19 protein-coding genes are annotated in these 15,026 nt (G+C 58.9%); 14 read left to right on the top strand and 5 right to left on the bottom strand.

The genetic code is table 11. The annotated features are described in order from the left end of the window. Positions 1 to 2: 2 nt before the first annotated feature. The 5 genes from flhB to motA form a co-directional block, all read right to left on the bottom strand. Positions 3 to 1,085, bottom strand: coding sequence for a flagellar biosynthesis protein FlhB (gene flhB / locus JZY08_RS01300; RefSeq protein ID WP_082183722.1), 1,083 nt, complete (start codon positions 1,083 to 1,085; stop codon positions 3 to 5). A 125-nt stretch (positions 1,086 to 1,210) separates the two neighbouring features. Beyond that, positions 1,211 to 2,254: a flagellar motor switch protein FliG gene (fliG, locus tag JZY08_RS01295; protein ID WP_035241600.1), complete on the bottom strand. Its 1,044-nt coding sequence runs from the start codon at positions 2,252 to 2,254 to the stop codon at positions 1,211 to 1,213. Positions 2,255 to 2,281: 27 nt separating this feature from the next. Beyond that, on the bottom strand, positions 2,282 to 2,821 hold the full coding sequence (fliN, locus tag JZY08_RS01290) for a flagellar motor switch protein FliN (RefSeq protein ID WP_035241597.1): 540 nt from the start codon (positions 2,819 to 2,821) through the stop codon (positions 2,282 to 2,284). A 64-nt stretch (positions 2,822 to 2,885) separates the two neighbouring features. Then, a complete protein-coding gene (locus JZY08_RS01285; protein ID WP_164056244.1) occupies positions 2,886 to 3,845 on the bottom strand; it encodes a FliM/FliN family flagellar motor switch protein in 960 nt (319 codons plus the stop codon). Continuing rightward, positions 3,842 to 4,714, bottom strand: a complete 873-nt coding sequence (gene motA / locus JZY08_RS01280; RefSeq protein ID WP_003493861.1) for a flagellar motor stator protein MotA — start codon at positions 4,712 to 4,714, stop codon at positions 3,842 to 3,844. The genes JZY08_RS01285 and motA overlap by 4 nt, the downstream gene beginning before the upstream one ends. 185 nt (positions 4,715 to 4,899) lie before the next feature. On the opposite strand from motA, the gene JZY08_RS01275 reads away from it, so the two are divergent. From JZY08_RS01275 to fliP, 14 genes are all read left to right on the top strand, one after another. Beyond that, complete coding sequence (locus tag JZY08_RS01275; protein ID WP_003493859.1) at positions 4,900 to 5,679, top strand: DUF1217 domain-containing protein; 780 nt, start codon at positions 4,900 to 4,902, stop codon at positions 5,677 to 5,679. A 1-nt stretch (position 5,680) separates the two neighbouring features. Next, entirely contained in the window at positions 5,681 to 6,415 is a 735-nt protein-coding gene (gene flgF / locus JZY08_RS01270) for a flagellar basal-body rod protein FlgF (RefSeq protein ID WP_003493857.1), read from the top strand. An 11-nt stretch (positions 6,416 to 6,426) separates the two neighbouring features. Next, positions 6,427 to 7,833 (top strand): flagellar protein export ATPase FliI, encoded by a 1,407-nt coding sequence (gene fliI, locus JZY08_RS01265; protein ID WP_003493855.1) that lies wholly within the window; start codon positions 6,427 to 6,429, stop codon positions 7,831 to 7,833. Positions 7,834 to 7,851: 18 nt separating this feature from the next. Further along, the gene (locus JZY08_RS01260) at positions 7,852 to 8,400 is read left to right on the top strand and encodes a hypothetical protein (RefSeq protein WP_167373909.1); all 549 of its coding nucleotides are present in this window, start codon (positions 7,852 to 7,854) and stop codon (positions 8,398 to 8,400) included. A 254-nt stretch (positions 8,401 to 8,654) separates the two neighbouring features. After that, on the top strand, positions 8,655 to 9,047 hold the full coding sequence (flgB, locus tag JZY08_RS01255) for a flagellar basal body rod protein FlgB (protein WP_003493850.1): 393 nt from the start codon (positions 8,655 to 8,657) through the stop codon (positions 9,045 to 9,047). 3 nt (positions 9,048 to 9,050) lie between these two features. Beyond that, on the top strand, positions 9,051 to 9,470 hold the full coding sequence (gene flgC, locus JZY08_RS01250; protein WP_003493849.1) for a flagellar basal body rod protein FlgC: 420 nt from the start codon (positions 9,051 to 9,053) through the stop codon (positions 9,468 to 9,470). Beyond that, positions 9,467 to 9,805, top strand: a complete 339-nt coding sequence (locus JZY08_RS01245) for a flagellar hook-basal body complex protein FliE (protein WP_003493846.1) — start codon at positions 9,467 to 9,469, stop codon at positions 9,803 to 9,805. The genes flgC and JZY08_RS01245 overlap by 4 nt, the downstream gene beginning before the upstream one ends. Positions 9,806 to 9,823: 18 nt before the next feature. After that, complete coding sequence (gene flgG, locus JZY08_RS01240) at positions 9,824 to 10,612, top strand: flagellar basal-body rod protein FlgG (RefSeq protein ID WP_003493845.1); 789 nt, start codon at positions 9,824 to 9,826, stop codon at positions 10,610 to 10,612. Positions 10,613 to 10,632: 20 nt separating this feature from the next. After that, the gene (flgA, locus tag JZY08_RS01235) at positions 10,633 to 11,121 is read left to right on the top strand and encodes a flagellar basal body P-ring formation chaperone FlgA (protein ID WP_080600153.1); all 489 of its coding nucleotides are present in this window, start codon (positions 10,633 to 10,635) and stop codon (positions 11,119 to 11,121) included. Then, positions 11,118 to 12,239, top strand: a complete 1,122-nt coding sequence (locus JZY08_RS01230; RefSeq protein ID WP_035241594.1) for a flagellar basal body P-ring protein FlgI — start codon at positions 11,118 to 11,120, stop codon at positions 12,237 to 12,239. The genes flgA and JZY08_RS01230 overlap by 4 nt, the downstream gene beginning before the upstream one ends. Continuing rightward, positions 12,236 to 12,772 carry a MotE family protein gene (locus tag JZY08_RS01225; protein ID WP_216330703.1) on the top strand — a complete coding sequence of 179 codons (537 nt, stop codon included), beginning with the start codon at positions 12,236 to 12,238 and terminating at the stop codon, positions 12,770 to 12,772. The genes JZY08_RS01230 and JZY08_RS01225 overlap by 4 nt, the downstream gene beginning before the upstream one ends. Beyond that, positions 12,769 to 13,485: a flagellar basal body L-ring protein FlgH gene (flgH, locus tag JZY08_RS01220; protein WP_216330702.1), complete on the top strand. Its 717-nt coding sequence runs from the start codon at positions 12,769 to 12,771 to the stop codon at positions 13,483 to 13,485. The genes JZY08_RS01225 and flgH overlap by 4 nt, the downstream gene beginning before the upstream one ends. A 28-nt stretch (positions 13,486 to 13,513) precedes the next feature. Next, positions 13,514 to 14,020: a flagellar basal body-associated FliL family protein gene (locus tag JZY08_RS01215; protein WP_003493835.1), complete on the top strand. Its 507-nt coding sequence runs from the start codon at positions 13,514 to 13,516 to the stop codon at positions 14,018 to 14,020. Further along, positions 14,017 to 14,754, top strand: a complete 738-nt coding sequence (gene fliP / locus JZY08_RS01210; RefSeq protein ID WP_003493833.1) for a flagellar type III secretion system pore protein FliP — start codon at positions 14,017 to 14,019, stop codon at positions 14,752 to 14,754. The genes JZY08_RS01215 and fliP overlap by 4 nt, the downstream gene beginning before the upstream one ends. Positions 14,755 to 15,026: the final 272 nt, after the last annotated feature.

The following is a 15,026-nucleotide window of genomic DNA, read 5'->3' as shown; positions in this document are numbered from 1 at the left end:
TTTTATTGAACCCGTATTTTCGATGACTTCATGGCGTAAACCCGATGAACGAGCTCAGCCACAGCCTTGTAAAAAGCTGGTGGAATCACACTATCGATCGAGACTTGCGCAAACATGGAGCGTGCGAGGGGCGGATCTTCAAAAACGGGGATATTGTTTTCTTCCGCAATCTCGCGGATTTTCAATGCGATAAGGTCCTGGCCCTTGGCGACGACGATGGGCGCGTCGCTTTCTTCGCGCACATAACGCAGCGCCACCGCAAAGTGTGTCGGGTTTGCGATGACAAGCGTCGCGCGCGGCACATTATTGATCATACGGCGGCGGGCGCGATCGCGGGCAATCGAGCGCTGGCGGGATTTGACGACGGGATCGCCCTGCGACTGTTTGTATTCTTCCTTCACCTCATGCTTCGTCATTTTCAGCTGGCTGAACCAGTGATGTCGCGTCCACAAGAGGTCGACTGCGGCAAGCAGCGCGGTCGAAAGCAGGATCACGACCATCATTTTTTTAACGATCTCGACAACCTTGACGAAAATCACCTGTGGATCGGAAAACATCAGGTCGATGAGACCGTAGAAATCGCTGCGCAGTGAGAGGAACATGATCACCGAAACGATCAATATCTTGAACAGCGATTTGCCGAATTCAACGAAACCCTGCTTGCTGTAGATACGTGTGAACCCCTTCGCCGGCGAGATGCGCGACCATTGCGGACGCACCCTTTCGAGCACCGGTGACGGCAGGTTCTGGAAAAACGATGAGGCAAGGCCGAAGACGATGAACATGATCATGGCCGGCATCAGCAGGTAAGCCATCGACGTGCCGAGAAAATAAAGCAGCGACAGGGCATCCGGCCGGGTGCTGAGGTCCCATTGCTCAGGTTGGCCGAACAGGTCTTTGAGCGTCACGCCGATGCGGCCTGCGCCATCGGGCAGAAAGAAAACCAGGTAACAATAAAAGGCGAGCGACGAGGCAAAGATCGGCACTTCGCGCGAAAAGGGAAGGTTGCCCTTCTCTGCCGCATCACGGAGTTTTTTCTCCGTCGGGTCTTCTGTTTTACTGTCCTTGTCCTGATCGTCTGCCAAGGCACGTTCCCGGAATGAAAAAGGCCCGCCGATCCCGGCAGGCCGTCATCCCGAAACTAACGCCCGCGGCCGACCGTCGCAATGGCCGGCCCTGCCGTAAGGGCGGGTTATCAACCGGCTTCCGCTCAGGCCGCCGCAGATTGTTCGTCTGCGGACACATCCTTCAGCTGGATCTGGCCTGAATTGGCCAGCCGGATGGCTTCCTGCGCCACGGCGCGGCGCGCGATCGCCACTTCGCGGGTGTTGAGCGAGGCCTGCGGTACTGCAAGATCCGATTCGATCATGCGGCGCTGGCGCGGGCTGATGCTGGACAGGACACATTCCTTGATTTCCATCGTAGCGCCGCGCAGGGCCATGGTCAGAACATCCGCCGAAACATCGTTGAGGAGCAGAACGCGGCTGCGCTGCGGCATGAACATAAGGTCGTCGAAGAGGAAGAGCTTCGGCTTGACCTTGTTGGCGGCTTCCTTGCTGAGCGTTTCGAGGGAGCTGAGCAACGTGTCCACCTGCGGCTTTTCCAGCTCGTTCATCAGATCGGCAACCTTTGTCGAACCGCCCGCATTCCGCTCGGCCTCGATTTCGTTGATGAGGTTGACCACGCGCTTCTCGATGATCTGCGCAGCCGTGGGGCTGACTTCCTTCATGTTCACCGTGCGGTTCATGATGTCTGCACGCTGTTCTTCAGGAATGGTAAGAAGAACCTTGGCACCGAAGGAGGAAGGCAGCATGGAGAGGATATAGGCGATGGTCTGGGGGTGCTCGCGCAGCAGGAACTTGCCAACGAATTCCGGCTCCGCTTCCTGCAGGCGGTCCCAGATCGACGCCTCGTAGGCCTGGAAGGCGGCGCGACGGCCAAGAAGGCTGTCCACCTCTTCCGGTGTCAGGCCTTCTTCGAGAATGCTTTCGATTGCCTTGGCATTGTCCATCAGACCCGTTCCTTCCGTGAACAGGTCTTCGAATTCCGCCACGATCTGGGCGAGTTCGTCTGGGGGAATGACACGCAGGGTCTGGGCCGAGGAAATGATCATCTGCAATTCGTGCTGCGTGAAAAACTTCAGCAGCTTGCCGGCGACGCCCTTGCCCATGGCAAGAAGCACCGCGGCCGCCTTGTCAGTCTGAGACAACGGCTTCCCTGCCAGGGGGTTACCGAAATCCTCAAAGTCCATCATGGTCTTTCCTCTCCGTCCCCACAGGGATCAGGCTTTTCTCGTACTCATTACTTCAATCAATTTTACGCCGAAGCGCGTATCGTCGTCTTCAAGTACTGTTATTTCACCGCGCGCAATACGGCGGCCATTCACCATGATTTCCACCGGCTCGCCGATCTTGCGGTCAAGCGCAATCGTCGCACCTTCTTCAAGGCTCATCAGACCCGAAACCAGCATCCGGCTGGTGCCGAGAACGATCTGGACATCGATCGGGATATCCATGATCAGGTCCATATTGTCGGACAATCCGCTGCCGAGCGGCGCCCTGACGCCCGCGACCTGCGGGGCGGCGGCGAAATCGTCCATCGCAAAATCGGCCGCTCCGCCACCAAAGGCGGAAAGGTCGTTCTCCGCAGAAGCATCGTCCACGCTTCCGAAATCGCCGAAGTCGCCAAAATCGGACAGCGAACCTTCCGCATCCGTCTTGAGGACGCCACGCAGATCGCCGATAGCCTGATCGATGTCGCCGCCATCTTCAAGCGACGGCAGCGCCGCGTCATCGGTCACAGGTGTTTTCTTCGTAGCCATGCGCTGATTATTCCCTTTGAAACTTGCGTCAGCCTGCCCAAAACCCCAAGAGGGCGGGCCGGATTTAACCCATCAAATGTCGCAGAATCTCGTCGTCCGTGCTGACATTGTTCTTCACCCGAACCATGTAGCGGTCGCCGGACTTGCCGAATTCGCAATTATAAAGCTTGGATCCGTTGGCGCTGACCTCGACGCCGATATCGTCCTGCTTCAGATCCTGAAACGGAATGACATCGCCGGCCACCAATCGGGAGATCGTCCGCAGGGTCAGCGTTTCGAGCTTGATGCGCGCCTCAAGCGTTACCTGCGATCTCTTCACCTGCTGCGAAATCATCTCCATCCATTCCTCCTGCTTCTTCAGCGCCTGGGCCGAAGCCTTGGGAGCGACGATGGAGGTCTTGAGCAGCGGACGCTGCGGCACGATGAGAGAGAATTCCGACGAGACCTTGCCGATATCGATCTTCATGCGGATGGTTACGCCGTAAAGGCCGGCGATCATTTCCTCGAAGGCGCTTTTTCCGTTGGCGTTAAAAGGCGGATCGATTGTCGCCTCAAAGCCACCCGGTGCGTTGACGCCGGAGCGCAGGACACCGGCGATACGACCGAGAACCATGGCTGCAAGGTCGAGTTCGATATGGGACAGGCTGCGCTCGTCCGGCTCGCCGATCGTTTCGGGGGCCGCGCCGAGCATGCGTTCCATGAGCGCAATGACGAAGCCGTTGCCGACAGTCATCATGAAATTGGGGCACCAGTTGCGCAAGGAACAATCGGCGACCGAGACATTCTGGCCGGCATTGGCGATGAGATCGGTCATCAGCCCCGATTCGGAGCCGATATATTCGACGTCTATCGCGATGCCCGTTTCGCTGTGGAAGATGTCCGGCAGGAATTCGCCGTAGAGATGGCCGATATCCGAACCGATCTTCGCAATCGTCTTGCGGTCGGAAAGCCCTCCCGTGAGTTTCGCGAGCAGGGCGGTGTCGATGGCCGGGGCTTTCTGCGCTGCAGCTTTTGCCATGATCATGCCGCCTTGTTTTCGCCGCCGGGATTCATCATCTCCTGCTCGACGGCATCGATGGACGGCCGCTCATAGTTGGAGATGGTCTTGCGGCCGTATTCAAGCGCGACCTGCGGCACCGAGCCGTTCATGTAGGCAATCAGCGTCTGCTTGACGATGATGTAGAGGCGGTGCTGCTTGGTGCGGACGATCTTCACCTGCGAAGCGAGCGGGTTGCAGATCGAATAGGACAGGATGATACCGAGCATGGTGCCGACCAGGGCCGCGCCGATGAGGCCGCCCAGAACTTCAGGCGATTCGTTGATCTTGCCCATGGCCTTGATGACGCCGAGAACCGCCGCGACGATACCGATGGCGGGGAAGGAATCGCCCATGGTGGTGATCGCGTGATACGGCTTCAGCTTGTCGTTGAGGATGGTTTCGATTTCCTCATCCATCAACGCTTCGATTTCGTGGCTGCGGGCGTTGCCGATGATGATCAGGCGGACGTAGTCGCAGATGAACGACGTCAGCTCCTTGTTCTTCAGGACCGAGGGTGCGCTCTGGAAGATCGAGGATTCCTCGGGATTGTCGATATGCGCTTCGATCTCGTTGCGCGATTTCGTGCGCAGATCGCGCATCAGCGAATAAAGCACACCGAGCACGTCGAGATAGTTGCGCTCCTTCGGCACCGAGTGCTTGAAGGCCTCGCCGAGCGCCTTGCCCGAATCCTTCACGACCTTCATCGGGTTCGCCATGATGAAACCGCCGAGACCCGCCCCGCCGATGATCACCAGTTCGAACGGCTGCACAAGCACGTCCAGATGGCCGCCCATCGCCATGTAGCCGCCGATGATGCAGCCGAAGGTGATTATAAGTCCAATTACAATATTCATTGATCGACCACGCCCGAACAGTGTTCCATGCCGCCATCTCTAGAAAATGTGGCTTGCGTGAACCTGTCCGCGAGGCCTCTTTCACGCTTCCCCGGCAGCCAGTTTCGCGCAAGCAACCTGCGGCATTATCCCGACAAAGGCGGACGTGCGCCTTGAGATCGGGATCAAACGAGAGCGGCGGTTCAGTGACTTCCACCTACACCAGCTACAGACTGATCAGTCAGGACATCGGCAAGTCGCTTGAGCGCGTGTCGAAGCAGCCCGATGTGGCGCGCGAGACCGAATATTACCGGGCAAAGATCGGCGATGTGAAATCCATCGACGATTTCATGGCCGATACCCGTCTTTACAATTATGCGCTGAAAGCCCACGGCCTCGAGGACATGGCCTATGCGAAAGCCTTCATCCGCAAGGTGCTGACGGAAGGCACGACCGACAAGAACGCTTTCGCCAACAAGCTTTCCGACAGCCGTTATGCGGATTTTGCAAAATCGCTGGATTTTGCAGGGCTTGGCGCGGCGGCGACTTCGGTTGACGCGGCCAAGTCCGGCATCATTACCAAATACACCCGCCAGACGCTTGAACAGGAAGCGGGCGACGACAATAACGGCGTCCGCCTTGCCCTTTATTTCGAACGCAAGGCGCCGACGATCAAATCAGGTCTCGACTTTCTGGCCGATGACGCGCTCGCGCAGGTTTTCCGCACCGCCTACAACCTGCCCGACGAATTTGCCGCAGCGGATGTCGAGAAACAGGCTGCCCTCATCGAAAAATCCATCAAGATCAAGGATCTGCAGGATCCCGAAAAGGTCGGCAAGCTGCTCGAGCGTTTCACCATCATGTGGGAAATGCAAAACCCCTCGACGACCTATGATCCCCTAGCCGTTTTCGGCTCCTCCAGCGGCTACGGTATTTCCCCTGATCTGCTGATCTCCATCAACTCCCTGAAACTCGGAGGCAAATGATATGCAATCCGGACTATACGTCGCCCTGTCCTCGCAGATCGCGCTGGAGCGCCGTCTCACCACCATTTCCGACAATATGGCGAATGTGAACACGGTCGGCTTTCGCGGCTCCGAAGTGAAATTCGACGAAATGGTCGCCAAGAACCACAATGACATGAATGCCAAGGTGGCGTTCGTTTCGCAGGGCAACGACTATCTCTCAACGCGTCAGGGCGCCTTCGAACAGACCGGCAATTCCTTCGATTTCGCCATCAAGGGCGATGCCTGGTTCTCGCTGGATACGCCCGATGGCCAGATATTGACACGCGACGGCCGCTTCACCATGCGCCCGGACGGCGCGCTCATCTCTTCGAGCGGTTATCCGGTTCTCGATGCCGGCGGCGGTCCCATCCAGCTCAATGCGAATGGCGGCCCGATCACCGTCGGTCTCGATGGCGCCATTCGCCAGAATGAAAACATCGTCGCCACGCTCGGCATCTTCCAGGCGGATTTCTCGCAGGGGTTCCTGCGTCATCCCAATAGCGGCGTGAAGCCCGTGGCCCAGCCGACACCTGTTGTCAACGACCACGAGGTTGGCGTCGTTCAGGGTTATCTCGAACAATCGAACGTCAACGGCATTTCGCAGATGACGCAGCTTATTCAGGTCAACCGGGCCTTTGAGAGCATTTCGTCGATGATGCGCGAAACCGAATCCACCTTCGGCGAGGGGATCAAGACGCTTGGCGGCGCGCGTTGAGGAACTGAGTAATGAAAATGCCGGAATCCATGCTCTCGGCTGGAGCCATTTCACCCAAGCTCGCCCAGCTGGCGAGCCTCGCCGGTCACTATGCCGATCCGGAATTTTCGGTGGCGCCGGGCGGGCACGTCCGCACCATTGCCGCCGGGCACTACACGGTGTCCGGTCTTTCGCGGCATGTGCGGCTCGGTGAATTCGTCGCCCATCGCAGCGCGACCGGCATTCATCTCGGTGAAGTGGTGCGCGTGGAGCCGGAGATCTGCTATGTCTGCCCCATCGAACCGGGCGAGCCTATCGGCATCCACGACACCGTCATAAGGAAGGGCGCTTTCCGCGTCGCGCCCGACGACAGCTGGTGCGGGCGCACCATCAATGCGCTTGGCGAGCCGATTGATAATCAGGGACCGCTTGCCGCCGGCATCGAGCGCCGTTCGATTTCAAACAATGCGCCGCCGTCTATGACGCGCAAACGGGTGGAAACACCCTTTAAGACCGGCGTGCGCGCAATCGATATCTTTTCGCCTCTGTGCCTCGGGCAGCGTCTCGGCATTTTCGCCGGTTCGGGTGTGGGAAAATCCACGCTGCTGTCGATGCTCGCCAAGGCCGACGCTTTCGACAAGGTGGTGATTGCGCTTGTCGGCGAACGCGGACGTGAAGTGCGCGAATTCATCGAAGATACGATGGGCGACAATATGAGCAAGTCGATCGCGGTCGTTGCGACCAGCGACGAAAGCCCGATGCTGCGCAAGATGGCCCCGCTATCCGCCGTTACCATTGCAGAACATTTTCGCGACCAGGGCGACAACGTCCTTCTCATCATCGACAGCGTAACCCGTTTCGCCCATGCGATCCGTGAAGTGGCGGTCGCCTCGGGCGAGCCGCCGGTGGCGCGCGGTTATCCTGCCTCCGTCTTCACCGAGCTGCCGCGCCTGCTGGAACGGGCGGGACCGGGCGCCGAAGGCACCGGCACCATCACCGCCATCGTCTCCATTCTGGTGGATGGCGACAATCACAACGATCCGATTGCCGATTCGACCCGTGGTATTCTGGACGGCCATATCGTGCTTGACCGCAGCCTTGCGGAAGAAGGCCGCTATCCGCCGATCAATCCTCTGGCCTCGATCTCGCGTCTTGCCAAAAAGGCCTGGACGCCGGATCAGGAAAAGCTGGTCTCGCGCCTCAAGGCGCTGGTGCACCGCTTCGAGGAAACCCGGGATTTGCGGCTGATCGGCGGTTATCGCCCCGGCACCGATCCCGATCTCGACATGGCGATCAAGCAGGTTCCAATCATCTATGAAACGCTGAAACAGCTTCCGAACGAACCGGCGGCGCAGGACGCCTATGCGGATCTGGCGACTGCGCTGCGCGGCGGAGCGCAAAATAATCAGCCGCAGGTAAATCCGAGAATGAGAGGCTGACTCGTGAAGAAGAAACAGATCGACAATGGCGATGTCGGGGACGTACGGCCGCAGCCTCCGTTTTTCACACTCGACCGCATTCTGGCATGGACGGGAATCGGACTTGCCGCCGCCGCCGCCTTCTTTCCCTGGTACGTGTTCTTCAACGAGGACAAGTTCGGAATAAAGGTCGCGAGCGGCGATCGCACGCGCGACCTGCCCCATACCGGCCCGCGTGAGGTCTTCAGCGTTTCGCCGATGGCCATGACCAACCGCAACAAGGAAGACATGCCGCCACCGGCCGAACTGCCGGATATGCTGACGACGGCAACAGTCAGCGGGAACGGCAAGGAAAAACAGAACAATCTCGCCGCCGGGCTTGAAGACCAGCCCTTCCCCGGCCAGACCTCATTCCGTCTGCTGCATGTTTCCAACGGCCGCGCGCTGATCGAGGATGGATCGGGAATGTATGTGGTGCGGGTGGGTTCGACATTGCCGGACAATGCGCGCCTGACGAAGATCGAGCAGCGCGGTGGCCAATGGCTGATAGAGACCTCTTCCGGGAAGACCTATCATCCCGAGAAATAGTCAGATCATTCAGCCTGTATTGCTGTCAGATTTGGCAATGATTTAGCATCCGCACACCGGGCTGGATGCTGGATTTAGTCCGGCATGACGGGGAGGTTTGATATCCCAAGGCGCACCGCATCTGCGGTGTGCCTTTTTCGTTTCCACGACAGCCTTCGAGATCACATTCTCCCCTTCTCCGCATCTTCGCCCTCCCCGCAAGTCTGACGCAAGATTAGCGCCGTAGGTTCGGGCCATACGAGATGGAGAAGTCTATGCAACCGATTCAACTGTTCGATCTGGCATCCCGCCAAGCGGAATGGCTGAGCGTGCGGCAGGAAGTCGTGGCGACCAACATCGCCAACGCCAACACACCGAAGTTCCGCGCCAAGGATGTCAGCCCTTTTGAAGCCGTGATGCAGGCCACCGACCAGCAGGTCGGCATGGCGAAGACCCATCCCGCCCATTTCGGTGCGAGCGCGCTCAGCGAAAACATCGCTCTGCGCGACAACCCGGTCAATAACGAGATCGGCATGCAGGAATCCGGCAATTCGGTCGCGCTTGCGGAAGAAATGACCAAGACCGGCGAGATCAAGCGGCAGTACGACCTGAACGCCAATCTCGTCAAATCCTTCCATCGCATGATGCTGATGACGGTAAAGAGGTAAGCCATGGATCCCTTGAGTGCGGCCAGCAAGATCGCGGGCAGCGGCCTGGAAGTGCAGTCCACCAGACTGCGCATTGTTTCGGAAAACATTGCCAACGCAAGATCGACGGGCGACACGCCCGGTGCAGACCCCTATCGCCGCAAGACGGTTACCTTCGGCTCGGAGCTCGACCGCGCAAGCGGCGTGGAGCGCGTGACGGTGAAGAAACTCGGCGTCGACCGTGGCGACTTCGTCAACGAATACGACCCCGGCAATCCGGCCGCCGACAGCAACGGCATGGTGAAGATGCCGAACGTCAACATCCTGATCGAAATGGCTGACATGCGCGAAGCCAACCGCAGCTACGACGCCAACCTTCAGGTGATCCGCCAGACACGCGACCTCGTCGCCTCCACAATCGACCTTCTGAAGGCATCGCAATGATCGACGGTATCAAGCAAGTCAGTTCCCTTTCGCTTACCCGCGGCGCAAGCGGCGTCTCCTCGCTGACGGAAAGCCTTTTTGGCGGCCAGCAGCAGACGACACCCGCGCAGCAGACGGGCGCAAGCTTCGCCAGCGTTCTCGGCAACGTATCGATTGACGCGATGAACAATCTGAAGAAGGCGGAAGTCGCTTCCTTCGAGGGCATTCAGGGCAAGGCGAATACGCGTGAAGTGGTCGATGCCATGCTTTCGGCCGAACAATCGCTGCAGACCGCCATCGCGCTCCGCGACAAGATCGTGTCGGCCTATCTCGACATTACCAAGATGCAGATCTAGCCCAGCAGGAATATTGACATGAGAGCTCTTGCCATCGCTGCCACCGGTATGGACGCCCAGCAGACCAATCTGGAAGTCATCGCCAACAACATCGCCAATATCAACACCACCGGCTACAAGCGCGCGCGTGCGGAGTTCACCGATCTGCTCTACCAGACCGAGCGCATGCAGGGCGTGCCGAACCGGGCCAACCAGGCAATCGTGCCGGAAGGCGCCAATATCGGCCTCGGCGTACAGACATCTGCCGTGCGCAACATCCACACCCAGGGCAACCTGATCGAGACCGGCAACAAGCTCGACGTGGCGATCATCGGTCAGGGCTGGTTCCAGATCGAAGCGGCTGACGGTTCGACGCTCTACAGCCGCGCCGGCGCCTTCAACAAGAATGCCGACGGCAATCTGGTGACGGTCGATGGCTACAATGTCATTCCCAACATCAATATCCCGACCGACGCGCAGGACATCACCATCACCCGCACGGGTCAGGTGACGGCTCGTATCGGCAACGCCGCCGATTTCACGGAACTCGGCCAGCTCACCATCGCAAACTTTGCCAACGAGGCCGGCCTGAAGCCGCTCGGCGACAACCTCTTCTCCCAGACGCCGGCTTCCGGCGACGCGGTCATCGGCGTGCCCGACGATCCGAGCTACGGCTATATCAAGCAATCCTACCTTGAAGGCTCGAACGTCGACGCCGTCAAGGAAATCACCGACCTGATCACGGCGCAGCGCGCCTATGAGATGAATTCCAAGGTCATCACCACCGCTGACGAAATGGCTTCGATTGTCAGCAAGAACCTGAAGTAAGAACGGAAAGGCAGGCGAACATGAGGTTTGGCCGGAAACATAACAGCTACAGAACGGCGCTCGTCCGTATGTGCCTGGCGTCTGCCTTTTCATTGGGTGCACTGGCGCCCGCTCTTGCTCAGGCGCCGATGGCGCTCGTTCCCACACGCACCATCTATCCCGGCGAGACGATCACGCCGGAACAGGTGAAGCCGGTGGAAGTGACCAATCCCAACATTTCCTCGGGTTATGCGACCGACATCAGCGAAGTCGAAGGCATGATCTCCAAACAGACATTGCTTCCCGGACGCACCATCCCCGTCGCCGCACTGCGCGAACCCTCGCTGGTGGTGCGCGGCACGAGCGTCAAACTCGTCTTCACGATCGGCAACATGACGCTGATGGCTTCGGGAACGCCGATGACCGACGGTTCGCTCGGCGAGGTCGTGCGCGTGCGCAATATCGATTCCGGCGTGATGGTCAGCGGCACTGTCATGAGGGACGGAACCATTCAGGTGATGGCGAAATGAGAATGCTTCGTATCATAGCCGCGGCCATTCTGATTTCGGCCCAGCCGTTCCTTTCCGTCCCCGCAGCCCATGCCGATACCTCCCGCATCAAGGATATCGCATCGCTGCAGGCCGGACGCGACAACCAGCTGATCGGATACGGTCTCGTCGTCGGTTTGCAGGGCACGGGCGACAGCCTGCGATCCTCGCCCTTTACCGAACAATCCATGCGCGCGATGTTGCAGAACCTTGGCATCACCACGCAGGGCGGTCAGTCGAACGCCAAGAACATTGCCGCCGTGATGGTGACGGCCAATCTGCCGCCATTCGCAAGCCCCGGCAGCCGCGTCGACGTGACCGTCAGCTCGCTGGGCGACGCCAACTCGCTTCGCGGCGGCACGCTCATCATGACCTCGCTTTCCGGCGCGGACGGCCAGATCTATGCGGTTGCCCAGGGAGCGCTGATCGTCAATGGCTTTTCGGCCCAGGGTGACGCTGCGACACTGACCCAGGGCGTGACCACTTCCGCACGCGTGCCGAACGGCGCGATCATCGAGCGCGAACTGCCCTCCAAGTTCAAGGATTCGGTCAATCTGGTGCTTCAGCTGCGCAATCCCGATTTTTCGACTGCGGTCAGGGTCGCCGATGTCGTCAACGCCTTTGCCCGCGCCCGTTACGGCGATCCGATCGCCGAGCCGCGCGATTCGCAGGAAATCGCAGTGCAGAAACCCCGTACCGTCGATCTGACCCGCCTGATGGCGGAAATCGAGAACCTGACCGTCGAGACGGATACACCGGCAAAAGTTGTGATCAACGAACGGACGGGCACGATCGTCATCGGTGCGGATGTGCGCATTTCCCGCGTTGCCGTGAGTTACGGAACGCTGACCGTGCAGGTTACCGAATCGCCGCAGGTCATCCAGCCGGCGCCCTTCTCGCGCGGACAGACGGCCGTGCAGCCGCAGACCGATATCATGGCAATGCAGGAAGGCAGCAAGGTCGCCATCGTCGAAGGCCCAGACCTTCGCACGCTGGTTGCCGGTCTCAACAGCATCGGGCTCAAGGCGGATGGCATCATCGCCATTCTGCAAGGCATCAAATCCGCCGGCGCCCTTCAGGCGGAGCTCGTGCTGCAATGATGGAAATTCAGATCAAAAACCCGCTTTCGAATGGCCTCGTCCGCTTCGCGGCCGTCGCCTCGCTGGTGTTCCTGCTTCCCGCTGCCGGCGCGGAAAGCCAGCAGAACGTGGTGTCGGAACTCAGTACGCAGGATGAAATCCAGAAATTCTGCACCAATATCGCCGATGCCGCCCGCGACCAGCGTTACCTGATGCAGAAGCAGGAGCTTGAAAAGCTGCAGGCGGACGTCAACGAGCGCATTTCCGTGCTGGAAGACCGCAAGGCGGAATATGAGGACTGGCTGGCGCGGCGCGAGCATTTCCTCAATCAGGCAAAAAGCAATCTCGTCGACATCTACAAGACGATGAAGGCGGATGCCGCAGCACCCCAGCTCGAAAAGATGCATGTGGAGATTGCCGCCGCCATCATCATGCAGCTGCCGCCGCGCCAATCCGGCCTCATCCTCAGCGAGATGGATGCGCAGAAAGCCGCAACCGTCGCCGGCATCATGTCGCAGGCAACCGACAAAAACACTTCGAAGGATCCTTCATGACCCCGCGTCTTCCGGCCCTCCTCCTGCCGCTCGCCCTGCTTGCCGGCTGCCAGAACAACCAGACCCTGAAGGAAATCGGCAACGCCCCCGCGATGAGCCCGATCGGCAGCGGCCTGCAATTCAGCCAGACGCCGCAGATGGGCATGTATCCCAAGCAGCCGAAACATATGGCCAGCGGCTATTCGCTGTGGAGCGACAGCCAGGGAGCCCTGTTCAAGGATTTGCGGGCGCTGAATATCGGCGACATCCTGACCGTCAATATCCAGATCAACGACAAGGCCGATTTCGACAATGAAACGGAGCGCAACCGCACGAATTCCAGCGGCTTGAACTGGAAGGCCAATGCGGAGATCCTTGGCTGGAACCCGAAGGCCGATTCCAGCATCAATTACGGTTCCGATACCGACACCCAGGCAAAGGGCAAGACCAAGCGTTCCGAAAAGCTGACACTCCTCGTGGCCGCCGTGGTGACCGGCATTCTCGAAAACGGCAACCTCATCATCAGCGGTTCCCAGGAAGTGCGCGTAAACCACGAAATCCGCATCCTCAATGTTGGCGGTATCGTCAGACCGCAGGATGTCGATGCGCAGAACATCATCTCCTACGAGCGCATCGCCGAGGCGCGCATCTCCTATGGCGGCCGCGGCCGTCTGACGGAAGTGCAGCAGCCCCCGGTCGGTCAGCAGGTCGTCGACCTGTTCTCGCCGCTCTGACGCCGGCATGCGGGAGCGGGACTGACCCATGGAAAACGAACAGGCTGACAGCAAAAAGAAGTCCTCGTCGCTGGTGATGACGATCGCTGGCGTCGCGATCCTCACGCTGCTCGGCGCGGGTGGCGGCTGGTTCGTGGGCGGCATGGTCGCCCCGAAGATCGCCGGTGCCGAGACGGCCGCAAAAGCGTCGGAAGCCGCCGGTGAAAAGGGTGGCAAGGGCGGTGAGGGCATCGAGAAGATCTCGGCCGAAGCGAACGGCATCGTCCAGCTCGACCCCATCACCACCAACCTCGCTTACCCCGCCACGAACTGGGTGCGGCTGGAAGTGGCGCTGATGTTCAAGGGGCCGGTCGAGGTGGGTCTGGCGGAAGATATCCACCAGGACATCATGGCCTATGTCCGCACCGTTTCCCTCCAGCAGCTGGAAGGGCCGCGCGGCTTTCAATATCTTAAGGATGACATTCAGGAACGAGTTGACCTGCGCTCTCAAGGGCGCGTATCCAAGGTCATGTTCCGGACCTTTGTCATCGAATGATTCGATTTCTTGTTACCATCGCTGTCCTCCTTGCTTTGCCGGGCCTTGCCAATGCCCAGCAATTTCCGTCCGATCTGTTCAATACGCAGATAGACGGGTCCGTCGCGGCATGGATCATTCGCACCTTCGGCCTTCTGACGGTTCTCTCCGTCGCGCCGGGTATCCTGATCATGGTCACGAGCTTTCCGCGCTTCGTGATCGCATTTTCGATCCTGCGCTCCGGCATGGGACTTGCGTCGACCCCGTCCAACATGATCCTTCTGTCGATGGCGATGTTCATGACCTTCTACGTCATGTCGCCCACCTTCGACAAAGCGTGGACGGACGGCGTGCAGCCGCTTCTGCAAAACCAGATCAACGAGCAGCAGGCCGTCGAGCGCATCGCCGAACCCTTCCGCACCTTCATGAACGCCAATACGCGTGACAAGGATCTGAAGCTCTTCGTCGATATCGCCCGCGAGCGCGGACAGGAAGTGATGACCAACAATGTCGTCGACTACCGCGTGCTGGTTCCTGCCTTCATGCTGTCGGAAATCCGGCGCGGTTTCGAGATAGGCTTCCTGATCATCCTGCCTTTCCTGGTCATCGATCTGATCGTCGCCACGATCACCATGGCCATGGGCATGATGATGCTGCCGCCCACCTCGATTTCCCTGCCGTTCAAGATCCTGTTCTTCGTGCTGATCGACGGCTGGAACCTGCTTGTCGGCAGCCTCGTCAGATCTTTCAACTGACGGCATTTGTGCCGGCCTGATACCGCTTAACCCAGCTCTTTTACCCCGCGTGCCCATGGCCGCGGGGTTTTTGCGTTTTAACGCTTTGGTTACCAGTTTTTCTGACAAATTGGTAACTATATTTATCAATAAAAAGCTTACCATTTAAATATACTCAAAAGTAACCATAGATATTTTCGAGTATTTCTTAGTGATCAAATTAATAAATGCGCAATTCTTCGCTGCGACATTCTCTCCACACGCAGCGGGTTTGGTTTCCGAAACTACGTATT

Source organism: Rhizobium sp. X9 (assembly GCF_018873185.1).
In the GTDB taxonomy this organism is placed as follows: Bacteria; Pseudomonadota; Alphaproteobacteria; order Rhizobiales; family Rhizobiaceae; genus Agrobacterium; species Agrobacterium oryzihabitans.
This window is presented reverse-complemented; position numbering and strand designations above follow the sequence as displayed.